Annotated in this window: 24 protein-coding genes and 1 other RNA gene; 24 read left to right on the forward strand and 1 reads right to left on the reverse strand. The window is 32.8% G+C overall.

Annotated elements, in window-relative coordinates; genetic code table 11:
* Positions 1-39 precede the first annotated feature (39 nt).
* The 13 genes from PTA89_RS04475 to PTA89_RS04535 all read left to right on the forward strand — a co-directional run bounded on the left by PTA89_RS04475 (position 40) and on the right by PTA89_RS04535 (position 12,367).
* The gene (locus tag PTA89_RS04475; RefSeq protein WP_003704386.1) at positions 40-1,140 is read left to right on the forward strand and encodes a carbamoyl phosphate synthase small subunit; all 1,101 of its coding nucleotides are present in this window, start codon (positions 40-42) and stop codon (positions 1,138-1,140) included.
* Complete coding sequence (locus PTA89_RS04480) at positions 1,118-3,049, forward strand: ATP-binding protein (protein ID WP_324177447.1); 1,932 nt, start codon at positions 1,118-1,120, stop codon at positions 3,047-3,049. The genes PTA89_RS04475 and PTA89_RS04480 overlap by 23 nt, the downstream gene beginning before the upstream one ends.
* The gene (gene pyrF, locus PTA89_RS04485) at positions 3,046-3,759 is read left to right on the forward strand and encodes an orotidine-5'-phosphate decarboxylase (RefSeq protein ID WP_324177448.1); all 714 of its coding nucleotides are present in this window, start codon (positions 3,046-3,048) and stop codon (positions 3,757-3,759) included. The genes PTA89_RS04480 and pyrF overlap by 4 nt, the downstream gene beginning before the upstream one ends.
* Positions 3,759-4,379, forward strand: a complete 621-nt coding sequence (gene pyrE, locus PTA89_RS04490; protein ID WP_003706228.1) for an orotate phosphoribosyltransferase — start codon at positions 3,759-3,761, stop codon at positions 4,377-4,379. Before pyrF ends, pyrE begins: the two co-directional genes overlap by 1 nt.
* 113 nt (positions 4,380-4,492) lie before the next feature.
* Entirely contained in the window at positions 4,493-5,449 is a 957-nt protein-coding gene (locus tag PTA89_RS04495) for a LysR family transcriptional regulator (protein WP_324177449.1), read from the forward strand.
* Positions 5,450-5,474: 25 nt separating this feature from the next.
* Positions 5,475-6,395 (forward strand): manganese-dependent inorganic pyrophosphatase, encoded by a 921-nt coding sequence (locus PTA89_RS04500; protein WP_047035607.1) that lies wholly within the window; start codon positions 5,475-5,477, stop codon positions 6,393-6,395.
* A 185-nt stretch (positions 6,396-6,580) separates the two neighbouring features.
* On the forward strand, positions 6,581-7,333 hold the full coding sequence (locus tag PTA89_RS04505; RefSeq protein ID WP_081536879.1) for a DeoR/GlpR family DNA-binding transcription regulator: 753 nt from the start codon (positions 6,581-6,583) through the stop codon (positions 7,331-7,333).
* 59 nt (positions 7,334-7,392) lie between these two features.
* Positions 7,393-8,556 (forward strand): pyridoxal phosphate-dependent aminotransferase, encoded by a 1,164-nt coding sequence (locus PTA89_RS04510; protein WP_324177450.1) that lies wholly within the window; start codon positions 7,393-7,395, stop codon positions 8,554-8,556.
* A 69-nt stretch (positions 8,557-8,625) separates the two neighbouring features.
* Positions 8,626-9,396, forward strand: coding sequence for a glutamate racemase (gene murI, locus PTA89_RS04515; RefSeq protein ID WP_003700169.1), 771 nt, complete (start codon positions 8,626-8,628; stop codon positions 9,394-9,396).
* 209 nt (positions 9,397-9,605) lie between these two features.
* A complete protein-coding gene (locus PTA89_RS04520; protein WP_014568385.1) occupies positions 9,606-10,292 on the forward strand; it encodes a hypothetical protein in 687 nt (228 codons plus the stop codon).
* Between the two features lie 119 nt (positions 10,293-10,411).
* On the forward strand, positions 10,412-10,756 hold the full coding sequence (gene gpsB / locus PTA89_RS04525; RefSeq protein ID WP_003700172.1) for a cell division regulator GpsB: 345 nt from the start codon (positions 10,412-10,414) through the stop codon (positions 10,754-10,756).
* A 19-nt stretch (positions 10,757-10,775) separates the two neighbouring features.
* Positions 10,776-11,149, forward strand: an RNA gene (gene rnpB / locus PTA89_RS04530) — RNase P RNA component class B.
* A gap of 87 nt (positions 11,150-11,236) precedes the next feature.
* Complete coding sequence (locus tag PTA89_RS04535; protein WP_324177451.1) at positions 11,237-12,367, forward strand: THUMP domain-containing class I SAM-dependent RNA methyltransferase; 1,131 nt, start codon at positions 11,237-11,239, stop codon at positions 12,365-12,367.
* Here PTA89_RS04535 and PTA89_RS04540 read toward each other — a convergent pair.
* A complete protein-coding gene (locus PTA89_RS04540; RefSeq protein ID WP_034982495.1) occupies positions 12,364-12,750 on the reverse strand; it encodes an RNase H family protein in 387 nt (128 codons plus the stop codon). The two genes, PTA89_RS04535 and PTA89_RS04540, sit on opposite strands and share 4 nt — an antisense overlap.
* Before the next feature lie 26 nt (positions 12,751-12,776).
* Here PTA89_RS04540 and PTA89_RS04545 point away from each other — a divergent pair, with 26 nt between their 5' ends.
* From PTA89_RS04545 to PTA89_RS04595, 11 genes are all read left to right on the forward strand, one after another.
* On the forward strand, positions 12,777-13,151 hold the full coding sequence (locus PTA89_RS04545) for an EbsA family protein (RefSeq protein ID WP_034982496.1): 375 nt from the start codon (positions 12,777-12,779) through the stop codon (positions 13,149-13,151).
* A 119-nt stretch (positions 13,152-13,270) separates the two neighbouring features.
* Positions 13,271-14,929 carry a formate--tetrahydrofolate ligase gene (locus PTA89_RS04550; protein ID WP_324177452.1) on the forward strand — a complete coding sequence of 553 codons (1,659 nt, stop codon included), beginning with the start codon at positions 13,271-13,273 and terminating at the stop codon, positions 14,927-14,929.
* A 189-nt stretch (positions 14,930-15,118) separates the two neighbouring features.
* Positions 15,119-15,574 (forward strand): hypothetical protein, encoded by a 456-nt coding sequence (locus tag PTA89_RS04555; RefSeq protein WP_069469303.1) that lies wholly within the window; start codon positions 15,119-15,121, stop codon positions 15,572-15,574.
* A 136-nt stretch (positions 15,575-15,710) separates the two neighbouring features.
* On the forward strand, positions 15,711-17,039 hold the full coding sequence (locus PTA89_RS04560) for a hypothetical protein (protein ID WP_324177460.1): 1,329 nt from the start codon (positions 15,711-15,713) through the stop codon (positions 17,037-17,039).
* Positions 17,040-17,224: 185 nt separating this feature from the next.
* Positions 17,225-20,677 (forward strand): SEC10/PgrA surface exclusion domain-containing protein, encoded by a 3,453-nt coding sequence (locus PTA89_RS04565; protein WP_324176998.1) that lies wholly within the window; start codon positions 17,225-17,227, stop codon positions 20,675-20,677.
* A gap of 163 nt (positions 20,678-20,840) precedes the next feature.
* Positions 20,841-21,089 carry a hypothetical protein gene (locus PTA89_RS04570; RefSeq protein ID WP_324176999.1) on the forward strand — a complete coding sequence of 83 codons (249 nt, stop codon included), beginning with the start codon at positions 20,841-20,843 and terminating at the stop codon, positions 21,087-21,089.
* A 430-nt stretch (positions 21,090-21,519) separates the two neighbouring features.
* Positions 21,520-22,869: an MFS transporter gene (locus tag PTA89_RS04575; RefSeq protein WP_324177000.1), complete on the forward strand. Its 1,350-nt coding sequence runs from the start codon at positions 21,520-21,522 to the stop codon at positions 22,867-22,869.
* A gap of 132 nt (positions 22,870-23,001) precedes the next feature.
* Positions 23,002-23,700, forward strand: a complete 699-nt coding sequence (locus PTA89_RS04580; protein WP_003706254.1) for a tRNA (adenine(22)-N(1))-methyltransferase — start codon at positions 23,002-23,004, stop codon at positions 23,698-23,700.
* Positions 23,693-24,505, forward strand: coding sequence for a Nif3-like dinuclear metal center hexameric protein (locus PTA89_RS04585; protein WP_049163518.1), 813 nt, complete (start codon positions 23,693-23,695; stop codon positions 24,503-24,505). Before PTA89_RS04580 ends, PTA89_RS04585 begins: the two co-directional genes overlap by 8 nt.
* 18 nt (positions 24,506-24,523) lie before the next feature.
* Entirely contained in the window at positions 24,524-25,765 is a 1,242-nt protein-coding gene (pepT, locus tag PTA89_RS04590; protein ID WP_324177001.1) for a peptidase T, read from the forward strand.
* A gap of 55 nt (positions 25,766-25,820) precedes the next feature.
* The gene (locus PTA89_RS04595; RefSeq protein WP_081530426.1) at positions 25,821-26,477 is read left to right on the forward strand and encodes a DNA alkylation repair protein; all 657 of its coding nucleotides are present in this window, start codon (positions 25,821-25,823) and stop codon (positions 26,475-26,477) included.
* The last annotated feature ends 76 nt before the right edge of the window (positions 26,478-26,553 follow it).

A 26,553-nucleotide genomic window follows, 5' to 3' on the forward strand; every position in this document is an offset into this window, starting at 1 on the left:
ATAATAGTTGTGAATAATATCATGTTGGGAGTGAGGCTTTTGAAACGATTACTTATTCTAGAAGATGGTAGTACATTTTTAGGAGAAGGTTTTGGTTCACAAATAAATTCAACTGGTGAGGTGGTATTAACCACTGCAATGACTGGTTATCAAAAGGTTGTCACATCCCCAACGTATGCAAATCAAATAATTGTTTTTACGACACCTGTACTGGGAACATATGGGACAAACATTGATGATTTAGAATCATTGCAACCAGTCTGTAAAGGTGTCGTTTGTCATACATACACTGATAGCATGAATGTGTCGAGTCCGCAGTCATTTTCAGATTACTTAAAGAATCAAGATATTCCTGGAATTTATGGTATTGATACACGAAAATTAGTAAGAATTTTGTCAAAACATAATGGAATAATGAAAGGAAGTATTATTGACGCTGAAAACGATCTAGAACATGCTTTTGATCAATTACATGCAACTGTATTAACTGACCAATTAGTAGATATGGTTTCTACTAGTAAACCATATCCTAATCCTGATACCGGAAGAAATATAGTCTTAGTTGATTATGGGGTAAAACATAGTGTATTGCGTCAATTATCACGTATGAATTGCAATACAATTATTGTTCCATACACTGCGACATTTCAAGAAATTAAAAATCTTTGTCCGGATGGTGTGCTATTATCCAATGGACCTGGAAACCCATATACTTTAGAAGATTCATTTGAAACAATTAGACAAATTCAGGCTAATTATCCGACATTTGCAATAGGATTAGGACATCAATTATTGGCTATTGCAAATGGAGCTAAAGTAAAGGAATTACCACGTGCACATCGAGGATTGAATTTTCCGGTTATTGAAATTGCAACTGGCAGAATTATAACAGTTGCACAAAATCATAGTTACATAGTCGATGAAAGTTCATTACCTAAAGATAACTTAATTGTAACTCACAAAGATTTAAATAGTGGGTGGATTGAAGGTATTAAGCATCGAAAATATCCAACTTTTTCTGTTCAATTTGAACCAGAAGGAGCTCCAGGTCCTAGTGATGGAACAGATGTATTCTATGATTTTATGCATTTAATTGACATAAGGAAGGATAAGATAAATGCTATTAGAGAGTCAAAATAAAAAAATTATTGTCTTAGGCTCATATAATAGTGGGGCTTTAAGTGCAATTTATACACTAAGCAAACAAGGATATAAACCAATTCTAGTTGCTCCTAGAATTAATGAAAGTCAGATGTCAGAGCTATTAGATGAATTCTATAGTATGAAAATGACAGCTGATAATTTAGCAGACATAGTTACTAAAACTAGACCAGATGCCATTATTCCGATTTTTGGTGGGCAAACAGGAATAAATGCATGTATAAAGCTAGCAAAGGATGGTTTACTAAGCGCTCTAAATGTAAAAATTTTGGGAACAGATTTAGCATCATTAAGTAGTATGTTTGATAGAGAAAAATTTAGTAACTTACTTAATGAAGAAAGAATTCCAACGCCAATCTCTAAGAAAATAACAAATATAGAAGAAGCAATCGACTTTGCTAGTGAATATAATTATCCAGTAATTGTCAGAGCTTCAGCAACGACTAATAAACCTGGTGGAGATTTGTGTAACAATAGAAGAGAACTAATAGTTAATGTAAATCGAGCATTTGAAGAATCGCCAATAAGTAATTGTCTGATAGAAGCAAGTGTAACTGGGTATAAGGAATTAGAATTAGAGGTTGTCAGGGATAGTTATGATAACTGTATTTTGGTTGGGGCATTTGAAAATATTGACGCTGTTGGGATACATTCAGCTGACTCAATGGTAGTAGCACCGATTCAAACATTAGATGATCAGGAATTTCAGAAACTTCGAACTGTTTCATTGCGATTAGCAAGAATGTTTAATATAGTTGGAAGTTGCAATATTCGAATAGCGTTTGATTCATTGAGAGATACGTATTACATATTAGAAATGAATCCATCTTTTAATAGATCTTCGGTTCTGATCTCTGCGATTACAGCATATCCATTAGCTGATATTATTACTAAAATTTCACTTGGAATACGCCTAGATGCAATTAGAAGAACTGGATTTTCAAATCTTACAGCTGCTAGTGAACCAATAATGGATTATTTAGCCGTTAAGGTTCCAAATTGGTCCAAAGGTCAAGCTAAGAGGTTAGGGACTAGAAGACAGGCAAAGGGACAAATAGTTGCTTTCGGTAGATCATTGGAAAGTGCACTAATGAAAGCTATTGAGTCAATGACTAACGAAAAAATTGATAGTATGCTAACCCAGTTTTTGAATATTGATGATTTTCAATTAGAAGAAAACTTAGTTCACCCTCAAGCAAATCGTTTATTCATAATTGCAGAAGCTTTTAGACGTGGATATACAATTGATGAAATTAGTGAGTTAACCAAGATTGATGCACAGTTCTTATATACAATATACAAATTAATTGATTTCATAGAAAATATAAAAAATGTTGAACCAAGTGAGAAAAGCATTCGACAAGCAAAGGAACTTGGAATCAGTGATAAAATGTTAGCTAAATTATGGAATATTCAGGTAGATAAAGTAGAACAAATACGCAATGATTTGGCGATAAGACCAACATATAAGAAGATAGATGGAGTCGCAGGTACGCTAGATGCTAATGTGTCATACTTTTATGCAATATACGAAGAAGAGGATGAGTTGGAGAAAAGTAAAGCAGATATTTTACTAATTGATGGAATTGAAAGCTTATCCAATCGAAGTTTTGCCAATAATCAGCAACTATTGATATTAGCAAATTCTGGATTAGACGTAAGTTTAATTTCAAATTCTCCAGATACATTGGCTTTTAGTCTATCTTTGCCAATTACAACTTTCTTTGAACCGTTATCATATGAAGTTATAGCTGAAATTACAAGAAAATGTAATCCTGAAACTCTATGTCTGAAAAAACCAGAAGAATTATCTGAGGATTTAAAATCTGAATTAAACAATTTGAATATAAAAATAACAGAATGGAATTATACAGGAGGAAAATTATGAAATACGATAGACCAGTAATAGCTTTGGATTTTCCGGATAAAGAGAAAACTTTTGAATTTTTGAAAAAGTTTCCTGAAGACGAAAAGTTATTTGTAAAAGTGGGGATGGAACTTTTTTATAGTGAAGGTTCTGATATGGTTAAAGAATTAATCAGTGAAGGACATGATGTATTTTTGGATTTGAAATTACATGATATTCCAAATACTGTTAAGCAAGCAATGAAAGTTATCGGAAAACTTGGTGTCAAACTTACAACAGTTCATATTTCTGGTGGTAGTGAAATGTTAATTGCTGCTAAAGAAGGATTGTTAGATGGATCTAACGGTGATACTAATACTAAGATATTAGGTATTACACAATTAACTTCTACTGATGAAGAAATGGTAAAGAATGAACAAAAATTATCAATCTCACTTAAAGAAAGTGTAAAAAACTATGCTAAGATTGCTCAAAAATCTGGTCTAGATGGAGTTGTTTGTTCAGCAGAAGAATCTGATATGATCTATAAGTTAACAGGCGATGATTTCTTGAGAATAACTCCAGGAATTAGATTGGCAGGTGGCGATGTTGGTGATCAAAAGCGTGTAATGACACCAGATGCTGCTGCACGTAATCATTCAAGTGGTATTGTTGTAGGACGTGCAATTACTAAAGCTGAAAATCCTTTAGATAGTTATAGATTAGTTACAAAATTATGGAGGGAAAAATAATGAAACAAGTAGCAAAAGATTTATTAAGTATTAAGGCTGTAACTTTATCACCAGAAGAACCTTTTACATGGGCAAGTGGAATTAAATCTCCAATCTATTGTGATAACAGATTAACGATTAGCTATCCAGAAGTAAGAAAGAGAATTGCTAAAGGAATTGCTGATATTATTAGAGAAAAATATCCAGAAACAGAAGTTATTGCAGGAACTGCAACTGCTGGTATTCCTCATGCTGCATGGATTGCTGAAGAATTAAATTTACCTATGATTTATGTACGTTCTAAGCCAAAGGATCATGGACGTGGGAAGCAAATAGAAGGTGTTTTAGCTGAAGGTCAAAAAGTAGTGTTAATTGACGATTTATTATCAACAGGTGGAAGTGTGTTAAAAGCAGTTGATGCAGCTAAAAACGAAGGTGCAGCTGTATTGGGAGTATGTGGTATTTTCAGTTATCAATTAGGTAAATTAGATGATAACTTTAAGGCATATAATTTATCATATGCTACATTGACAAATTATACAGAACTAATTGAAGTTGCAGAAGAAAATGACTACATTGAAGAAAAACAAAAAGAAATCTTGCATGCATGGAGAAAAGATCCTGAAAATTGGTTAAAATAATTATCAAATTCGCAAATAATGGACTATATTTTTTTATATTTTAATGTATAATAAGGATAGGTATTAAATTATATGTTGATAAGTCCCGTATGGATTTGCGAAAGGATAATGATATGAAAACAAAACAAGAGAATATTTTTTCTTCTAAAACATTGAGTTATTTCTTGCAACTTGCTGAGACAATGAGTTACACACAAGCAGCTCAGATATTAGGGATTACCCAACCAGCACTTACTCAACAAATTAAAAAGTTAGAAAGAGCAGTAGGTGCACCATTATTTTACTCAGTAGGTAAGAAATTACATCTCTCTGATGCGGGTTACACAATGTTGGATGCTACACATCAAATTTATGAAACATTGAACCAGGCTACTGATGAGATACAAATGTCAACAAGTGCAACACAAGGCGAAATTAATATAGGTATTTTAGCTTCAATTGAAGACAGTGTTATTAGTCAGTTTGCTACAGCTTATTATCGTGAACATAATGGTATTAAGTTAACAACACATATGCTTACACGTAAGGAAATTTGGGAAAGATTAGAAAATAATACAATTGATTTGGCAGTTATGTATTTGCCTGATGAAAGTATTAAAAATTGGAAACCTTATGAATCTAAACGTATTTGCCAAGAAGATTTAATCTTTTTACATAACGATAATAAGATTAAACAAAAGAAAATTAATCTAAAAGATACGTTACAACATCCATGGGTTACATATCCACCTGAATATTATCTAAATGAAAGCATAAGTGAAGCCTATAAAAATGCAATGTTAGATGCACCAAATAGTGTTTCTTACTTTGCAACACCAGGTCAAATTTTTAATTTTGCAGCTCAAACTGGTGTATGTACTGCTTTGCCAATGTCATTTGTAGTAGCACATAATCAAGATGGTATTATGAAGCAAGCATTATTGGAACCAGGCATTAGATTTGATTTGTCATTTGTCTTTAGAAAAGGAAAAGATCAAATACCAAGAATTTCTAATTTCTTAAAAGAGATTGACAATTATCTACGAGAAGAAGATTATATTAGTAGGTTAACAAAGATTAACAAAAAATAATTAAGTAACAAGGAGTTCTTTATTCATGAAAGAATTAGTTTTTGGACACAAGAATCCAGATACAGATGCTATTGTAGCAGCTAAAGCATACTCATATTTACAAAATAAATTAGGTGCTGATACTGAAGCAGTTGCTTTAGGCACACCTAATGAAGAAACAAAATTTGTGTTGGATTACTTCAAGGAAGAATATCCACGTGTAATTACAACAGCAAAAAATGAAGTAGAAGCTGTAATGTTAGTTGATCATAACGAAGCACAACAAAGTGTTGATGATATTAAAGAATTAACTGTAACACACGTTATAGATCATCACCGTATTGCAAACTTTGAAACAGCTGCACCATTGTACTACCATGCAGAACCATTGGGATGCTCAAGTACTGTAATTTACAAAGAATTCAAAGCAAATAATGTAGAAGTTCCTGCTAAATTAGCTGGTTTAATGTTATCAGCTATCATTTCTGATACATTATTATTAAAATCACCAACAACAACTGATGAAGATGTTGCTGCTGTGAAAGAATTAGCTGAAATTGCAGGTGTAAACTATGAAGAATATGGTTTGGAAATGTTAAAAGCTGGAACAAACCTTTCAAGTAAAACAGAAGAAGAATTAATTTCTGCAGATGCTAAGTCATTTGAAATGGGTGGTAAGACAGTACGTGTAGACCAAGTTAACACAGTTGACTTAGATGAAGTATTTGCTAGAGAAGCTGCTTTGCGTGCAGCAATTGAAAAGCAAAATGCAGAAGAAGGCTACGACTTATTCTTATTAATGGTAACAAATATTTTAGATTCAAATACACGTTTATTAGTAGTAGGTGAACCTAAAGATGTAGTTGAAAAAGCATTCGATAAGAAGTTGGAAGACGACAAGATGGACTTACCAGGCGTAGTTTCACGTAAGAAACAAGTTGTTCCTCCATTGGAAGCTGCATTTTAATTAAATTAGATAAAATATATTTTTTAAAGTACCTTGTAGTTATTGGTTAGAGAGCTAATAGCTATAAGGTATTTTTTATTAAAATAAATTAATTGCAAATAAAGATATATCCTTATTGTAAGGGTTTAAATTACTTAAATATAGAGTTATAATTATATTGAAATAAATTGAATGGAGCGATGAAGTTGAGCCAAGAAAAAAGAATAGAGTTGATAAAACAACTTTTAGAAGAAAGACAAGAACTCTCAACTAGAGACATCATGACCGAATTTGGGGTTTCACAAGATACAGCTAGACGAGATATAGTGTTACTGACTAAAAAGGGAGAAGTTAAACGAACTCATGGGGGAATTTTACCTCTAGATTTTGGACGCAGTGTGCCTAATTACCAAAGTAGATTATCACGTTTTACTAAATCTAAAACAAAAATCGCAATGGAAGCAGGAAAATATTTTAAGCCACATCATGTATACTTTGTAGATTCATCTACTATTTTATTAAGGACATGTCAAAGTATTAATATGCCAGTAGCCATTGTAACTCACTCTTTAGACAATTGTATTGCATTGGCTGAGAACAGTAAGGTAACAGTTAAGGTTTTGAGTGGTACTTTAAATCACGAAAATAGATATTTCTATTCTAATCTTGCAATGCAAGAATTGCATGATATTGCATTTGATACAGCATTTATTGCAGCATCTGGTATTGATAAAAATGGTGCTTATTTGTTAGATCAAGGCGATGCAGAGATTGTTGGTTTGGCAGTAAGTAGAGCTAGAAAAGTAATTTTAGTTGCTGAACATCAAAAATTTGTAAATAAGTCTTATTACAGAATTTGCCCACTAGACAAGATTTCAATGTTTATTACAGATAAGGCTCTTACTCCAGAACAAAGAGCAATGTTTACAGATAAAACAGAAATCATAGTTGCTAATTAAAAATAGTTTGTAATTATGGTATAATTTTTCTAATAATTCTATAAAGTTAGGTGATTTAATTGTCAAGAAGTTTTAATAGAGAAGTTGAGAAAATTGCTGTATCAGATATCCGTCAATTTGATTCAGATGTAAGTGGAATTCCGGGAATTATTAAGTTAACATTAGGAGAACCAGATTTTAATACGCCTGAACATGTAAAAAAAGCTGCAATTAAGGCAATTGAGGATAATAAATCTCACTATACTCCTAATGCTGGTTTTATGGAATTAAGAGAAGAAACAGCTAAGTATTTTAATGAAAAATATAATTTGAATTACAGTGGGACACAAGTTGTTACTACAGTTGGCGCAACTGAAGCTATTAATGCAAGTTTACAAGCTATTTTAAATCCAGATGATACTGTGTTAGTACCAACACCTATTTTTCCACTATATTTACCAATTAGTAATTTAAATCATGGTAATTATATTTTAATGGATACAAGTGAAGATAATTTTGTCTTGACTGCCGATAAATTACGCAAGGTTATTGCAGATAATAAGGACAAAAATATTAAATGCCTTGTTTTGAACTATCCTTCTAATCCAACAGGTGTTACATACAATAGAGAACAGTTAGAAGAACTAGCAGAAGTAATTAAAGAAAATGATATTTGGGTATTAAGCGATGAAATTTATGCTGAATTAACATATACAGGCAAACACGTTTCTTTAGCTGAAATAATCCCTGATAATGTAATTTTAATTAGTGGATTATCCAAGTCTCATGCGATGACAGGCTGGAGAATTGGTTTCATCTTGGGACCTCAAGATTTTATTGATCAAGTAGTAAAATCTCATCAATATATGGTAACAGCACCTACTACTAATGCACAATATGCAGCATTAGAAGCTGTTACAAATGGTTATGATGATGCAGTGCCTATGAAGGAAGAATATTTGAAACGTAGAGATTTCATTATAGAAGAATTACAAGAAGTAGGCTTTGAAATTGCAAGCCCAGATGGAGCATTTTATATTTTTGCTAAAATTCCAGCTAACTGTCCTCAAAACTCATGGGATTTTGTTAGAGATTTGGCTAAAGAAGCTAAAGTAGCACTTATTCCAGGTGTATCTTTTGGACCAGGTGGAGAAGGATATGTAAGAATGAGCTATGCTGCAAGTATGGAAAATTTAGTGGAAGCCGTTAAAAGAATAAAAGATTACGTTAAATCTAGAAAGTAATACATCTATGTAATTTAGCCAGAGTGTGCTAAAATTAACTAGAACTTTTTTCTAGGAAGGTAGTTAATAATGACTAATAAAAAAGATGCCCCTATTGGAGTTTTTGACTCTGGTATGGGAGGAATTTCGGTATTACGTGAATTAGTTAAAATAATGCCGAATGAAGATTATATATTCTTTGGTGATTCTGCTAATGCACCTTATGGTATTAAGACGGTAGAAGAAGTCCAAAAATTATCATTTGAGAAAGTAGAGCATTTGCTATCATATAATTGTAAAGCAATTGTTGTGGCATGTAATACTGCTACGAGTGCGGCAATTAAGGAATTGAGAGCAGCATATCCGGATTTAATTATCGTTGGACTAGAGCCAGCTCTAAAGCCAGCAGTAGAACATAAAAAAGATTCTAAAGTAGGTGTTATGGCAACACCACTAACATTAAAAGAAAAGAAATTTAATGACTTGATGAATAAATATGTTACAAAGGCAGATATTCGAAAAATTCCTGCACCAGATTTAGTAGAGTTTATTGAATCAGGTGATGTGGATTCTCCTGAATTAGAAACATATTTACAAAAATTATTAAGTCCTTATAAAGATTCAGATTCCATTGTGCTTGGCTGCACACATTTTCCATTTGCCAAAAAGGTAATTCAAAAGATTATGGGCGATGATACATTTATTGTTGATGGTGGAGAAGGTGCAGCTAGAGAAACTAAGCATTTATTGGAAAAGAGTAACTTACTAAGTGATAAGACAGAAAAGGGTTCTGTGAAGTTTGAAAATTCCAGAAATACTAAGGGAGAATTAGAACTTAGTCAGAAACTATTTAACTTGTAAAATAAAGATCGATTAGTGTAATTAATATAATTAACGCTAATCGATCTTTTAATTACTGTAATATTAAAGGGTTTACATTACTTTTATAAAATAAATATTACAAAAAGGTTTCATTATGTAGATAAATGAGTTACAATATACTTGTAAGATATTTATTAGAATTTATCCAATTATTAACAATCGTAATATACAGAATCGAGGGATGAGCTATGAAAAAAGTAATTTATTTAGGTATCACAATGTTAAGTGCAATGGTATTAGTGGGATGTAGTAATACAAGTAGTGCTCCTAATACAACTAGTCATTCAAGTAACGTAAAAACAGAAGTTAAGAGTAGTTCTACTAGCAAAAAAGAAAAGAAAATTACTGCTAAAGCAGTTGATGAAAGTAGTGTAGTAGCAGAAAGTTCTTCTGTAGACAGCAATAATAACAATAACGTAAATACAAATTCAAATGTTCAAACTGCTACTAGCCAAGTTGCAAGTGCAAATAGTTCTGTGGCAAAAGAAAGCAGTAGTGTTGCTACTGGTAATACTAATGTTGCAGAAAATGCAGTAGCTCCAAGTGTAGCAACAGAATCTAGCCAAAAGGTACAAGAAGTAAATGAACAACTAACACCTGCTCAAATTGCTGCTTTGGCTGCTTACTATATGGGTAATGATGCTAATTCATTAACTGTTCATAATATGGGTAATTATAACGCTGTAAGTGGTACTGACGGTAAGTTGCTATTTGCTTATAGTGCAGATGGAAACAACTTAAAAGTTGGTGGCTTTGGTGATACTCCTTGGGACAGTGTTAATGCAAACGATGTAATGCAAAAGGCACAACAACAAGGTAATAAGGATTCAATTAACCAAGTTGCAAATAATACAACATTTGAAAAAGGTTATTAATTCTAAAATTTATGTAAAATAAAGTGCAATCAACTGAAAAGTGGTTGCATTTTTATTAATGTATGGTATGATAAAAACTGTTATGAGTTGAGTTTACTAAGTAGATGAGGTGCATTTTAATGGAAAATGTAAATCTTACACCTAAAGACATTGTTAATAAACATTTTAAACAAAAAATGCGTGGGTACGATTCAATTGAAGTTGATGAGTTCTTGGATGATGTTATTCAAGATTATGAAACTTATGCAAAAGAAAATCAACGTTTACAAATGGAAAATGATCGTTTATTGAAAAAGGTAGACGAATTAACTAAGCAAGTTGCAGTAGGTAAAACAGGAACAACTGCTAGACCTGCTTCTAATGCATCTACAAATATGGATATTCTTAAACGCCTATCCAATTTGGAACGACATGTTTTTGGTGCACAGCTTAACGATGATGTAAATCGTGGAAATCGATTTTAATTAATAATTTATATATGTAAATTTCTGGTAATCGCGGTCTATGTATATAGGCTGAGGAAAGTCCAAGCTTGCACAGGCTGAGATGCCTGTAGTGATCGTACTTGCTGAAAAAATAAGGCAAGGCACTGCTTTTAGTAGTGACGGCAGACAAAAGAGCTAAGGTTTCGGCTATGCTTGAGTAGTCTTGAAAAGTGCCACAGTGACGAAGTAATATAGGAAACTGTATTAGTGGAACGCGGTAAACCCTGCGAGCAGGTAACCCAAACTTTGGTAGGGGCGCTTCATGACGGAAATGAACTAATCATGGGGGCGAGTTTTTAACTCGGAGATAGATGATTACCACCGATTCTAATTTTCCTGAATTAGATGACGTACAGAACGTGGCTTATAGAGATTTACATATCAGGGTGGCTAGGATATTAGGTAACTTCTATCCTAGCTTTTTTATTTTAGATAAATGTAAATTGAAAGGAATAAATTATGAACTTTAAATTAATTGCAACATGTGCTGCAGGTATAGAAAGTATCGTTGGTAACGAACTAAAGCATTTAGGTTATAAAGTGAATGTTGAAAATGGTCGAGTTAGATTTGATGGCGATGTAGCTGATATAGCTAAAACAAATCTATGGTTAAGAACAGCAGATAGAATAAAGATTGTAGTTGGCGAATTTACAGCTAAAACTTTTGAAGAGCTATTCCAAGGTGTTGAAAGTTTAAACTGGGAAGATTTTCTACCTTTAGATGCTGAATTTCCAGTAGCTGGTAAGTCTCAAAAATCTACTTTACATAATGTACCAAGTGTTCAAGCAATAACTAAAAAAGCAATTGTTACTAAAATGAATACTGTCTATCATAGAAGAACTAAGTTACCTGAAACAGGGGCATTGTATCCAATTGAAGTTGCTATTAATAAGGATAAGGTCTTAATTACATTGGATACTACCGGTAGCAGTTTATTTAAACGTGGATACAGAGTAAATAAAGGTGGAGCCCCTCTAAAAGAAAATATGGCAGCTGCATTAGTTCTATTAGCTCGCTGGTATCCTGAAATGCCATTTGTAGATCCAGTATGTGGTTCTGGAACAATTCCAATTGAAGCTGCTTTGATTGGATGCAATATTGCACCTGGTTTGAAACGTAATTTTGCCTTTGAAAACTGGGATTGGGTTGATAAAGACATTATTAAACAAGCAAGAGAACAAGCACAAGCAGCAATCAAGAAAGATATTGATTTAGATATATCTGGATATGATATTGATGGAAGTATGATTGAAATTGCTAAAGAAAATGCTGTTCAGGCTGGAGTCCAAGATATAGTTAACTTCAAACAAATGGCAGTAAAAGACTTCAAAACAGATAAGATCAATGGTGTTATTGTAGCTAATCCGCCATATGGTGAGCGTTTGAGTGATAAAGAGCATGTACACCAACTATATCAACAAATGGGTAAGCTATACCAACCATTAACATCTTGGAGTAAGTACATTTTGACAAGTGACTTACAATTTGAACAATTTTATGGAACAAAAGCTACTAAACGTAGAAAATTATACAATGGTTCCTTACGTACAGATTTCTTCCAATATTGGGGAAAGAAGATAAGAAATTAATGCTCATGTAAAGCTTGAATAGCAAGTGTATGAGCACCAGCATTTTCTTTATCAGAAATCCAGTTATTTATGACAATTGGAAAATTTTCTTGAAGTGCCAATAGATCTGTTAGAGTTTGAGAATAACTTTTACTATATTGTTTTTCAAGACTATCAATTAAAATCTTGCTGTCAGAATAGAAAAAGACTAGATCTTCATCTGGAAAATTTTCAATAAGATAGTTAAAACCATGAATAGCGGCAATAAATTCTGCTTCGTGGTTATCAGTGGCAGAAATTTCATATTTTAATTGAGTTTGTTGCTGGTTCTTAACAATTAAGATTCCTGCAGCGAAAGTATGATTCTTTTGGTTTGTAGCAGCGTCTGTATATATTTTTAACATTATTATCAATCCTCGAGGTGTGTTTTATGAATAAGAAATATTTTTATCAACCAGATATTCCTGTATCAATATCTTGTTGGTCATTTACATTAATGATTTTGTTATTTTCTTTATTACTATGGTTAGAAATTACAGTCTTTCAAATTTGGACTGTTATTACTTTTATTATATTTGTATTAGTAGCGTTAATACAAGTGCTTTTACGAAAGGTAGAATTAAGTGATACAGAGCTCAGCTTTAGGGCGGTGATACCTTTTAATAACTTTAAAATAAAGAAAGTAGATATTAAAGAGATTGAAATAAGAAAATATGGCTTGTTTATCAAAACCAAGTATCGAGATTACAGATTAATAGTTTCAAAGGAGGTTGCAGAAAACGCGTATAATAATATGACTAAATAGGTATATAATTCGTTATATACCTATTTTCATTTGTTAAAAAATATATTTTAGCAAAAACCAATGACAAAATCTTAATTATAGTATATACTTTAATTATTATTTGAAGGAGGAATCAGAAATTGAAAGATATTGAAATAGCACAAAAAAGTGAAATGTTACCAATAACTGAAGTTGCTCAAAAGGTGGGATTAACTGCTGATGAAATAGAACAATACGGTAAGTATAAAGCAAAAATCAGCTTACCTCTTTCTACACGTGAACAAACAAAAAGAAAGTTGGTTTTAGTTACTGCAATTAACCCTACTCCAGCGGGTGAAGGTAAATCTACTGTAACAGTTGGTTTGGGCGATGCATTTAGTTTATTAAACAAAAAGGTAATGATTGCTTTACGTGAACCATCATTAGGACCTGTTATGGGAATGAAAGGTGGAGCTACTGGTGGTGGATATTCTCAAGTCGTTCCAATGGAAGATATAAACCTTCATTTTACAGGGGATATGCATGCATTAACAACTGCTAATAATACTTTAGCAGCTTTGATTGACAATCATATTTACCAAGGAAATAAATTAAATATCGATCAAAGACGTGTTATTTGGAAACGTGTATTAGATATTAATGATCGTGCATTACGTCATGTAGTAATCGGCTTAGGTGGAGCTACTCAAGGTATTCCAAGAGAAGATGGATTCGATATCACTGTAGCTTCAGAATTAATGGCTATTCTATGTCTTTCTAAAGATATTTCTGATTTAAAGAAACGTATCGGTCAAATTGTTATAGGATATAATTTTGATAAAGAACCAGTAACTGTAGATCAACTCGGGGTTACAGGTGCTATTACATTGTTATTAAAGGATGCTTGCAAGCCAAACTTGGTTCAAACACTAGCACATACTCCTGCAATCGTGCATGGTGGACCATTTGCTAATATTGCACATGGATGTAATAGTGTTCTTGCTACTCAAACAGCTTTGAATTTAGCTGATTACACAATTACAGAAGCAGGATTCGGTGCTGACTTAGGTGCTGAAAAATTCCTTGATATTAAAACTCCAGTGTTAGGAAAAACACCTGATACAATCGTAATTGTGGCAACTGCTCGTGCTTTGAAGATGAATGGTGGAGTAGCTAAGGATAATTTAGATGAAGAAAATGTTGCTGCAGTTGAACAAGGTTTTGCAAACTTGAAAAAACATATCCAAAGTATGAAACGTTACAATGTTCCTGTTGTAGTGGCAATTAATAAATTCACTCAAGATACTGATGCTGAATTAGCTAAGATTGTTGAACTTTGTGAACAAAATGATACTAAAGCAATTGTTGCTGATGTTTGGGCTAAAGGTGGAGAAGGTGCTACAGAATTAGCTAAAGCTGTTATTGAATCTTGTGATAATGATCAAGAATTTACAAGACTTTACAATAGCGATGATTCTGTTGAAGAAAAGATCAACAAGATTGTTACTGAAATTTACGGTGGCGATGGTGTTGAATTCAGTGCTAAAGCTAAGCGTCAATTAAGACAATTTGAAAAATTAGGTTGGAACCACCTACCTGTATGTATGGCTAAGACACAATATTCATTGTCTGACAATGCTAAAGTTTTAGGTGCTCCAAAAGGATTCAAGATTCATGTACGTGAATTTGTACCAAAATTAGGCGCACAATTCCTTGTAGCATTAACAGGAAATATCTTAACTATGCCAGGTTTACCTAAAGTTCCGGCTGCAGATGGCATGGATGTTGATGAAAATGGAAAAATTAGTGGTTTATACTAATCAATCATTCGAATAAATTTGAAAATAATTTATAAAAGAGCTAGATGTTCGTTCTCAGCTCTTTTTTTATGTGATATAATAGAAACTGGGAAGATAATTGGTGCACCAAATCATCCCATATACCTCAACTACGTAAAGGCTCTGGTTGGTACATCACCAGAGCTTTTCATCTACAAAGGTGGAGTTAAATTGATTGAAAAAATTAGATTAAGAAAAAAGAAAAACGAAGTGGTTAAGGTTGGGGATGTTGTTAACTATCGTGGATCAATGTTTATTATTTTGAATGTTTTGGCTGTTCGCGTGATGATCAATCGTGAAAATGGGGAACTAATGACGATGAGTGATTGTTTAGGGCAGCAATATCGGACACCTGATTTGTCTGCTGATTATATAACAACACAAGCTGAAATAACCTATGAACCAGAAGAATTTAGAAAAATATCAGTTGTTGGTGAATATATCTACGATCAAGAGACTGGAATTTGGGTTCAAATTAAAGCAATATTAGGCTATCACTTTGAAGGGAGAAACTTAGTGGTCAAATATGAATTTGAACCGGTGATGGAACTGCCAGCAGATGAAGTAGAAAAAGCTATAGCTAAAAAGAGAAAATCTATTATGAAATTAGTAAAGAAGAATAGTTAATAATCCTATTAGTTAGAGAACTAAGAGGATTTTTTATTTGGTCAAAGAATAATTAAAATATGGAAAAATATTGACGTAAATGTAAAGGAAAAGGTAAAATTAGCTTGTGAATAGCAGTAAAAAAGTATTTAATGGAGTGGAAAATTTGAGAAAAGAAATTTTTGCAGCGGCAATATTAGCTGGAATTATTTTGACAAGTGCTAGGAGTCAAAGTGTTCAAGCTGAGGTGCTTTCAACTGATAGTAACAATGTAACCGAAGTTGAGACTTCAAAAGTAGCTAATAATAAGCAACTTACCCAAGCTAATATAAGTATGTCTAAAGAAAATCAGACTCATGATTCAACTAGCATGGTAAGTGCTGGGGAAACTTCTGATGTAAATGAAGTTCAAGAAAATAAGAGTGAAACTACATCAGATGATACATCTAATTTACGAGTACAATTAACTAGTTTATATGTTGATTTACAACCTAAACAAATGGCACTTAAAACAGTTACTGCTACTAATGATACGCAAAGTATATTAGTTAGTACTAAATCAACCAAACAACAAGCTAAAAAAATCTTAGATGATAAGAAAAAAGACCTAGGTACAGCAAAGCGTAACTTAGATAAAACAAATAAAGCTTTGGCTAATACTCAAATCAAGGTAACTGTTAATCAAGAAGTAGCTAAAAATGCACAAAAAGAATTGGATAGCTTGAATACTGATTTAACAGCAAAGCAAGCCGACTATGATAAAGCAGATAAAGCTTTGAATGATGCTAAAGTTAATTACCAGGTAAAGAAAGCTATTCTAGCTAGCGCTAAGGAAGATAAAAGCAAGTTAAAAAAGGAACTAGCAAATGCTGAAGAGAAGCAAACTAGTGCCAAAAAAGTTTTTAAAACTTCTAAAAAGAAACTAACATCACTTAAAGAAAAAGTAGCACAAGCAAAAGAAGACTTAGATAAGGTACAAACTAAATTAGCTAAAGATCAAAAGAATGAACAAAAAGCTAAGGAAAACATAGCGAAATTAGAGGTAGATATTAAAACTAAACAGGCCGATTACGATAAAGCAAAACAAGAAATATCTACAAAACAAGAGGCTTTGAAGAAAGCACAAACTGAATTAGCGGAACAGAAAAAGGTTAAAGCGCATGCCAAAAAGGTTTTAGATAAGGCTAATAAGGAATTGATTAAGATTCAGGCAACAGTGCAAGATAAACAGGCTAAATTGAAGGAGTTACAAGATCAGTTTGGAAATTATGTGGGCGATGATGAGGAGCTAGCTGATACTAAAAAAGTATTAACTGAGGCTCAAACTAAATTGACCCAAGCTCAAAAAAATCAAGTAGATGCACAAAAAGATTATGACAAAACACAAGCTGATTATGAAACGAAAATAACTCAAAATAAGGAAGCTAAAGAAGCGTTAGCTGAATTTGTTACTCAAGAACAAGAGAAAAAGGCTGATAATGTCTAGAAGTCAATATTGAAATCTTAATTATTATTTTCAAACTATCAGATCCAATTCTGGTAGTTTTTTATTTGTTCAAAACCCATTGCTATCAATATTTTTAAATATCAAAAAATATTGACGGAAATATAGCGAGGGAGGTAGAATTAATTTGTAGTTAGTAATAAAAATTTAATTCAGGGTGAGAGAAAATGAAAAAGACAATCAAAACTATTGCTACAGCCACAGCAGTTGTTTCTGCTACAGCATTAACAGTTAACGCTAAGGCCGATAGTGTAACAAACAATCCAACTACAGAAAATAATGATAAAGTTCAAACAACTGTAACACCTAAACAACAGTTACAAAACAATGTAGATACAACTAAACAAGCTTTGGATAGTGCTAATCAAACTCAAGCACAAGCACAAAGTCAAGCTGATAAAGCTAACAATGACCTAGCTAATAATCAAGCTCAAGTTAATGATGCACAAAATGCAGTTAACCAAGCTACTGATAAACAAAATCAAGCTAGTCAAAACTTAGATAATTTAAATAAACAAAATGAAAATTACGATGACAATTTAGCTAACGCTGAAACAAACGTTGACAATGCACAAAATGCAGTTAACGATGCTCAAAGCAAGGTAAATGATCAAACACAAATCGTTAATAACGACACTCAAGCTGTAAACGAAGCTAATGCTAACGTAGACAAAGCTCAAAGTGACGTAAATGAAGCTAATGCTAATGTAGATAAAGTTCAAGCTGACTTAGATAATGCTAATCCAGACGCTTTACAAAAAGAACTTGATGCTACTAACAAGACAATTAAAGAAGATACTCAAGCTATCTCAGATGCACAAAAAGCATTAGACCAAGCTAAAGCTAACGATCAAGCAAATGCTGATGCTTTATCAAAAACACAAGCTCAAATTACAGATCAAACTAAGGTTGTAAATGATAATAAACAAAGCTTAGATACAGCACAAAAAGCATTAGATCAAGCTAAGTCAAATCAAGCACAAGCTCAAACAAGCGTTGACAAGCAAAAGCAAACTGTTGCTAATGCTCAAAGTGAAGTTGATAAGACTAATGCCACTGATTTAAGTAACAAGTTAAATCAAGCTAATAGTGCTGTTACAAACGATAATCAAGCTATCTCAAATGCACAAAAAGCACTAGATCAAGCTAAAGCTAACGATGCTAACAATGCTAAGCAAGTTTCTGACAAGCAAGCTGAATTAACTAATGCTCAAAATACTTTAGCTAATGCGGTTAAGACTAACCAAGATGCTCAAGCAAACTTAACTTCTGCTAAAAACAATCAAGCAAGTGTGCAAGCTGACCTTGATGCAAAGCAAAAAGAAATCAACGACATCAAATCTCAAATGGGTAGCGTAAATACTATCGTAGTACCTAGTGGTTACACTGTAGATAAGGTTAAGCAAGCTTATGCCAACGCTAAGAAGGGTGACACAAGCTTTTCTGAAAACTTCTACAACACTGTTGGTAAGAATGGTATGACAATCAATGAATATAAAGCAAATGCTAAAGACATTGCTGAAACTGTTGATTTAAAGAACATTACTCCAGAACAACAACTAGAAATCAACAAGTTCGCCGTAGGTTTAATCAACCAAGTGCGTGAACAATTAGGCTTATCTAAGATTACTTTGAATGAATCCAGCATGGCAATCGGTAAAGAAGTCGCTGATATGTACGGAGCTAAAGATGGAATCATGGGTGGTCATGATAGAAAAAGTATCTTAAATCCTGTCGCTCAAAAATATGGTTTAGATAGTTTTGCTGAAAATAAATCAAGTGATTACTATGGTAAAACATCTTCTTTAGGTAGCACTAAAGGCAACGAAGATTATTATACTGATTACGATAATGAAAATTATGTTAATATGGCAGTAATCAAAGATAACATCTATGAAGATATTACCTATATGTTATTTACTGATAATGTAGAAGATTACGATGCTTACGGACATGCTGTTAACTTTTTAATGAGTAATATTGATTTAAAAACAAAAGATATCAATAACAACGATGTTCATATTCCAATTAAAACTTTATATATGGGAACAGGAGTTGCTATTGATAAAAATAGCACCCAAAAGTATCTAGGTGTTTTCTACGAAATCATTCCAGTGACTGATGAATATCATTACCAAGTTGCTAGTCCTAGTGGCCCTGTAACTATAGATTACCCTGAAATGAACTCTAAGTCAGACGTTTTTGCATATACTTCCAGCATTAACACTGGCACACAAAATTATACACAACAGCTAAAACAAGCTACAAATGAACTTTCAGCTAAGCAAACAGCCTTGAATGAAGCTAAGCAAGCTACAACTCAAGCAAAAGCTAAGGCTGATACTACAGCTAATGCTTTGGCAACAGCTCAAAATAAGGTTAATACTTTAACATCTGAACTAAATAACTTAAAGGCATATAAGGCTCAAACACCACAAGCACAAAGTACCTTAGATAACGCTAATACTAAGTTAGCTCAAGATACTAAGACTCGTGATGATTTGCAAGCACAATTAAACAACTTAAATGATGCAATCAAAGCTAAGGTTCAAGCTTTAGCCGATGCCAAAGCAGACCTTGCAACTAAGCAAAAAGCCTTAGATGAAGCTAAGCAAGTTACAGCTCAAGCACAAGCTAAAGCTGATAAAACTAACCAAGATTTAGCTAATGCTCAAAGTGCTTTAGCTAAGTTACAAGCTAACTTGTTGAACTTACAAGCATATAAGCCACAACGAGTTCAAGCACAGAATGCTTTAACTAAAGCAAATCAAAAATTAGCTGATGACAACAAGAAATCATCTGATTTAGTAGTTGCTTTACAAAACTTAGCTGAAACAAGAAGTCAACGTCAAGCTACTTTAGATCAAACTAAAGCAGATCTTGCAACTAAGCAAAAAGCCTTAGATGAAGCTAAAGCTGTAGCAACTTCTGCACAATCTAAGTTAGACAGCGATAAGCAAACTTTAGCTAAATTACAAGCAGACTTAACTCAAGCACAAACAAACTTAGCTAATGCTAAGCAAGCTTTAGTTGACCTACAAAACTTACCAGAACGTTTAGCACAAGCTAAAGCTGATGTTCAAAAAGCACAAGCAGACTTAACTTCTGCACAAGCTAAATTAGATGAAGCTAAAAAAGCATTAGCAGAAAGTCAAGCAAATGCTGATGTAGCAAATGAAGCTCTAGTTCAAGCAAATGATGATAAGAACCAAGCTCAAGCTACTTACGACAAGGCAATGAAAGCTTACAACGACTACTTGGCAGCAGAACAAGCTGTAAAAGATGCTGAAGAACAAGCTAAGGCTCAAGCACAAGCTAAGGCTGAACACACATACTTTGCTCAAACAGTAAACGGTAAAGTTGTTGATGAAAAAGGTCATATCATGGTTGGCTACACCGTTAAAGGAAACCAAGTATTTGACGCTCAAAGTAAGTTAGTTGGAACATTAACTCAAACTTCAACTACACGCAGAATGGCAAATACAGTTAAGCAAGAAAACGCTAAGGCTTTACCACAAACTGGAGATAAGCAAAACAACAACACAACTGTTGGTGCTATCTTAGTTGGACTAGGCTCCTTGTTAGGTTTAAGTGCTTTAGGTAAGCGTAAAGAAGATTAATTAAATAATGATTTAGGCAGGATTTTTATGAAGTCTTGCCTTTTTTATTGATAAAAAATAGGTGGCTAAAATGATTGTGAGAAATTTTTATCAAGGTATGCTATGATTGAGTAAAAAAGTCAGGATGATAGTAGTGAATTTTATAATAATAAAAGCATGTATTGTGGCTTTACTTATAGCTGAGTTGTTGGGCCTTTCATTTTATTTATGCTACAAAGATTTTGTAGAAAAATCTAAAGAAGAGAATGGATTGACTCCTTATTCAATAATTTCGATCATCCTACTCAATGAATTGTCATGTTTTATCGCAATTATTCTGATAGGTGGGATAATGGTACTGATATTTGGTGGGGATTTTGTCATACTAACTATTAAGGAACATCTACTAGGATATCTTTACTATGTGCTATAAACTTTCATTTAATGAGTAATAGTCGATACTTAAAAAATATTTTGAAAAGTACTTTAAATAATTTTTCAAGAGAGGTATGTAAAAGTGCTTCTCTTCTTTATATAAATTACACGCTTACAAGTTATCCAATAATATACATTAGATATGAATAATTTTTATTTAAGCAAAACCTAACTATATATCTTAATGTTTTCTTAATAATTACGTAATTTATCTTATGTAAAGACAATATTGTATATAGAAACTTATTTTATAAAATTAAAAATAATGCTAGAAATTTGCAATAGTTTTAGAAATCATGATACGGTAGATATACAGAATTGCTCGAGTAAAATAAAAACAGCTGTAACTTTAGATGTTAAATTTACATCTAAAGAAACAAGGAGGAATCGGAAAGACATACTCGTACACTATGTCTTATATTTAATTTATGAAATATATCAAAAAAGAATTACAAAGTAAAAAGGATTACAAGAAGGCACCATTTTCAGATGTTCACTGGCGTGTCTACATTTCAATCTTGTTAGGACAGATTGCTTGTGGATATGCACTTGGAATAAGTGGTATTGCTTTAGATCAAGCAGGATCATATTTACCATTGACTAACTTTTGGACTGGTTTGATCGGTGCTGGTGGTCTTATTGGGTTATTCGGTAGTATTTTTATGGGACGTTTAGCTGATAAAGTCGGAAGAAAAGGGCTTTTGATGTTGAACATGTACATTTTTACAATCCTATCGTTAGCACACCTATTTGTAACAAATTTATTTTTAATTTTTCTTTTGCGATTAGGTTTAGGATTAATGATGGCTATTGATTATACAGTGGGCAATGCGTTGTTAATTGAATGGTTACCAACTGGTGAAAGTGGTAAAAAGCAAAGTAGATTATTAATTTACTGGTCAATAGGTTTCATTTTAGCGTACTTGATAGGTTCTTATTTAGGTGGATTTTCTCAAGGTTGGAAGTATAGTTTTGCCTCATCATTTATTTTTGGATTAATAGCTGCTGTATTCCGCTCATTTGCAAAGATTCCAGCTTCTCCAAGTTGGTTAGCAAGTCGTGGTAAAAATGCTAAAGCTCAAAAAGTAATTCAACGTAATTTAGGAAGTAAATGGGGATTATCAGAAAGACTTCTATCCATTAAAGTTAAAAACATTTCATGGCTACATCTTTTTAGTAAGAACTATCGTCGTCAAACATTAGTTGGTGGATTATTCTATGCTAGTCAGGCATTCTCATTTTTTGGTATAAGTATTTTCTTACCAATCTTGCTAAAGAGTATGGGAGTTACTAATGCCGATATGTCAGGTATTCTTTATAACGGAAGTATGTTAATTGGTGTAGTTATTGGGATTTGGATTTTTAACAAAATTAGTCGTCGCTCATTTTTAGTTGTCAGCTTTTTAAGTTCAGCGATTGCTTTAGCTGCAATGGTATTCTTAGATATATCAATGTGGGCTAAATTAGGTATCTTTTCTCTGTTTTCTGTGATCTTATCTTCATCATTGGTATTGGATTATCCATATCCTTCAGAGTTATTTGATGTTAAGGTTCGTGCAACAGGGATGGGTATCTGTATAGCTATCAGTCGAATTGGAGCTGCATGTGGTACATTCTTATTACCTATTTTAACTGATATGGGTGGCTCTCAATTAGCGATGTTAGTATGTGCTCTAGTCCTATTTATAGGAAGTATGATTTGCTTAGTATGGGCACCAGAAACATCACCTAAGTTTATGAAAAAGAATGAAATTCTTGAAAATGAAGTAACAGAATAAATTCAGAAGATTTGGCAATTCAACTGCCAAGTCTTTTTTTGTTGTAAAAAGCAAGAAAATATCAGTAAGTATAGATATATCTTTTTAAAGCCGGTATACTTAATATATAGAATTTAGATTAAGGGGTATCGTATGGACGGAAATAAATTATCATATCGTTTACAAAAAGTGGCAGAATATGTCCCTGTAGATAGTAGATTAGCGGACATCGGTTCTGATCATGCTTATTTACCAGCATATCTAGCATTAAAAGGTAAAATTAACTTTGGAATTGCTGGTGAAGTTGTTAAGGGACCTTTTCAAAATGCTCAAAATGAAATTAAAAAAGAAAACTTACAAGAGATAGTAGATGTTCGTTTGGCTGATGGACTAGCTGCAGTTGAACTTTCAGATGAGATTAACGTAGTTACAATCTGTGGTATGGGTGGTCCGTTAATTTGTCAGATTCTAGAAGAAGGAAAGGCTAAGTTAGCTAATCATCCTCGTTTAGTTTTACAACCTAATGTAGGTGAGAAAAATGTCAGAGAATGGTTAATAGCTAACAACTATCAAATAATTGCCGAAGATGTTTTAGAAGAAGACAGACATATCTATGAAATTATCGTAGCGGAATTTGTTGATGCAAAGGCCGAGTTGACAGCTAAAGAATTAGAATTTGGGCCTTACTTAATGAAAGAAAAGAACGAAGTCTTTAAGCATAAATGGCAAAAAGAATTGGATAAGATTGAAACAGTTAGAGTTCAGCTGGAAAAAGCCAAGGAAAAGCCAGTTGCTAAGTTAGAATATCTAGACGAACAAGTAAAACTAATAGAAGGTGTATTAAATGACTAAAGTTATAGATATTGTAAATAAATTTGAAGAATTTGCGCCTAAAAGAATCGCTGAAGATGGCGATCCAATTGGCTTGCAATTAGGTTCTTTACATAATGATGTACATAAAATGATGGTGACTTTAGATGTAAGACCTGAAACTGTCGATGAAGCTATTGAAAATAATGTTGATTTTATTTTTGCACATCATCCTGCAATGTTCGTTCCAGTTAAGAAGTTTGATTTAGATGTTCCACAAAACGCGATGTATGCTAAGTTAATCAAACACGATATTACAGTGTATGGTGCGCATACAAACTTGGATAATGCTAATGGTGGAATGAATGATTGGTTAGCTGAACAATTAGGATTAGAAAATACAGAATTCTTACTACCTACTAAGGTAGATCCTGTTTCAAACGAAAAATATTCTATGGGCCGCGTAGGAGAGTTAAAAGATAGTTTAACAGCTATGGAATTTGCAGAATATTGCAAGAAAGTATTAAATTTACGTGGCTTACGTTTAATAGCAGCAGACAACCAAAAGCCAGTTAAACGTGTAGCAGTTCTTGGTGGTAGTGGTGGTCGGTTCTTTAACGCTGCTTTACTACATAAGGCAGATGCATACGTCACAGGTGATATCTCATACCATACCGGTCATGATATGATTGCTGCAGGCTTAACAGTGGTTGATGCAGGACATCACATTGAGTCTATTTGCAAACCAAAGTTGACAGATAAATTCAAAAAGTGGAATAATGAGAATGATTGGAAAATCGATATTTATCAATCCAAATTAAATACTGATCCATTTCAGTTCATTTAAGCGAAAGGTGTGTCGAAAATGGCAAAATATGAAAATTTAGTTACTAGATTTTTGAAATATGTAAAAACAGAAACTCGTTCAAATGAAGATTCAACAACAATCCCTTCAACTCAAACACAAGTTGAATTTATTAAGGAACTTGCTAATGAGCTTAAAGGATTAGGACTACAAAATGTTCATATTTCTGATGAAAGTGGATATGTATTTGCTACTTTACCAAGTAATTTAGAAGATGATGCTAATACTAAAGTAGTAGGTTTTATTTCTCACGTTGATACTGCAGACTTTAATGCACATAATGTTCAACCTCAAATAGTAGAAAACTACGATGGAGAATCTGATATTAAGTTAGATGAAGCAGGTAATTTTGTGTTAACAACAGCAGAATTTCCTAACCTAAAGAATTATAAAGGTCATGATTTGATAACAACAGATGGTTCAACTTTATTGGGTGCTGATGATAAATCTGGTGTAGCCGAAATTATGTCTGCAATGGAATATTTGCAAGCACATCCAGAAATTAAACACGGCGAAATTAAAGTTGGTTTTGGTCCTGATGAAGAAATTGGTACAGGTGCTGATAATTTCAATGTTGAAGACTTCGGTGCTGATATTGCCTACACAGTAGACGGTGGTCCTTTGGGTGAATTAGAATATGAAACTTTCAATGCTGCTCAAGCTAAGTTGACATTTAAAGGAAAAGATGTTCACACAGGTACTGCTAAGAATGTAATGGTAAATGCTATTCAATTAGCAATTAATTATCAAAACTCACTTCCAGCAGATGAAGTTCCAGAAAAGACTGAAGGCAGAGAAGGATTCTTCCATTTATTTAAATTTGATGGATTTGTTGAAGAAGCACATACAACTTACATCATTCGTGATCATGATAGAAAGCATTTTGAAGAACGTAAGCAATTGATGTTAGACATCGCCGAAAGAATGAATACTGAACTAGGTGAAGAACGTGTAGTTATTGATTTACAAGACCAATACTACAATATGCGTGAAGTATTAGAAAAAGACATGACAGCAGTTGACATTGCTAAGGAAGCTATGGAAGATTTAGGAATAACTCCTGAAATTTATCCAGTTCGTGGTGGTACAGATGGTTCCAAGATTTCATTCATGGGATTGCCAACACCAAATCTTTTTGCTGGTGGCGAAAATATGCATGGACGTTATGAATATGTATCTACACAAGTAATGGAAAAAGCTACAGATGTAATTTTAGAAATCGTTAAGTTGTTAGCAAAATAATTGAGTATGAATCTATCAGATTTCGGTCTGGTAGATTTTTTTAAGGAGAAAAATCATGGCAAGTGTTCAATGGGTTGAAAATGAATTTGAAAAACATAGAAATCTAGATAATGCTTTACATATGGTAAAATACATGCGCAACCAATTTGATTTTTATGGGATAAAAACACCTGAGCGTAGGAGTATATATAAGGATATTATAAGAGAAGCAAAGAAAGCTGAAAGTATAGATTGGCAATTGTTAAATGAATGCTGGAATAATGATTATCGAGAATTCCAATATTTTGTGTGTGATTACCTTAAAGCGTTGCAAAAGTTTTTAGTTTTTGATGATATCGATAAAATTAGACCTTTTATTGAAACTAAACAGTGGTGGGACACGATAGATAGTTTAGATACTGTTATCGGCAATATTAATGATTCAAGGGTTAATGACTTAATGCTTAAATGGTCTGTGAGCGATGATATTTGGTTTAGAAGAATTGCAATTAATCATCAACGAGGTAGAAAAGATAAAACCGATACTGTACTTCTAGAGAAGATATTAATTAATAACTTAAATAATAATGAGTTTTTTATTAATAAAGCAATAGGTTGGGCGTTAAGAGATTATTCTAAGAAAAATACGGATTGGGTTAAGAATTTTATTGCTAAATATAACCCTGGATTAAGTACTTTAAGCATTAGAGAAGCTAGTAAATACCTTGAATAAATGATAAAAAAGTTAATATAATTAGAGAAATATAATTGAAAAATATAAGTTTCTTACTATATAATTAATTAGTTAT

Source organism: Ligilactobacillus salivarius, assembly GCF_035231985.1.
Classification (GTDB): domain Bacteria; phylum Bacillota; class Bacilli; order Lactobacillales; family Lactobacillaceae; genus Ligilactobacillus; species Ligilactobacillus salivarius.

Coding starts and splice junctions, on each gene's coding strand:
- PTA89_RS04480 (WP_324177447.1), top strand. CDS start 1,118: ATGCTATTAGAGAGTCAAAATAAAAAAATTATTGTCTTAGGCTCATAT.
- PTA89_RS04545 (WP_034982496.1), top strand. CDS start 12,777: ATGAATAAGAAATATTTTTATCAACCAGATATTCCTGTATCAATATCT.
- PTA89_RS04575 (WP_324177000.1), top strand. CDS start 21,520: ATGAAATATATCAAAAAAGAATTACAAAGTAAAAAGGATTACAAGAAG.
- PTA89_RS04595 (WP_081530426.1), top strand. CDS start 25,821: ATGGCAAGTGTTCAATGGGTTGAAAATGAATTTGAAAAACATAGAAAT.
- PTA89_RS04535 (WP_324177451.1), top strand. CDS start 11,237: ATGAACTTTAAATTAATTGCAACATGTGCTGCAGGTATAGAAAGTATC.
- PTA89_RS04495 (WP_324177449.1), top strand. CDS start 4,493: ATGAAAACAAAACAAGAGAATATTTTTTCTTCTAAAACATTGAGTTAT.
- pyrE (WP_003706228.1), top strand. CDS start 3,759: ATGAAACAAGTAGCAAAAGATTTATTAAGTATTAAGGCTGTAACTTTA.
- PTA89_RS04540 (WP_034982495.1), bottom strand. CDS start 12,750: ATGTTAAAAATATATACAGACGCTGCTACAAACCAAAAGAATCATACT.
- PTA89_RS04580 (WP_003706254.1), top strand. CDS start 23,002: ATGGACGGAAATAAATTATCATATCGTTTACAAAAAGTGGCAGAATAT.
- PTA89_RS04520 (WP_014568385.1), top strand. CDS start 9,606: ATGAAAAAAGTAATTTATTTAGGTATCACAATGTTAAGTGCAATGGTA.
- murI (WP_003700169.1), top strand. CDS start 8,626: ATGACTAATAAAAAAGATGCCCCTATTGGAGTTTTTGACTCTGGTATG.
- pepT (WP_324177001.1), top strand. CDS start 24,524: ATGGCAAAATATGAAAATTTAGTTACTAGATTTTTGAAATATGTAAAA.
- pyrF (WP_324177448.1), top strand. CDS start 3,046: ATGAAATACGATAGACCAGTAATAGCTTTGGATTTTCCGGATAAAGAG.
- PTA89_RS04585 (WP_049163518.1), top strand. CDS start 23,693: ATGACTAAAGTTATAGATATTGTAAATAAATTTGAAGAATTTGCGCCT.
- PTA89_RS04565 (WP_324176998.1), top strand. CDS start 17,225: ATGAAAAAGACAATCAAAACTATTGCTACAGCCACAGCAGTTGTTTCT.
- gpsB (WP_003700172.1), top strand. CDS start 10,412: ATGGAAAATGTAAATCTTACACCTAAAGACATTGTTAATAAACATTTT.
- PTA89_RS04500 (WP_047035607.1), top strand. CDS start 5,475: ATGAAAGAATTAGTTTTTGGACACAAGAATCCAGATACAGATGCTATT.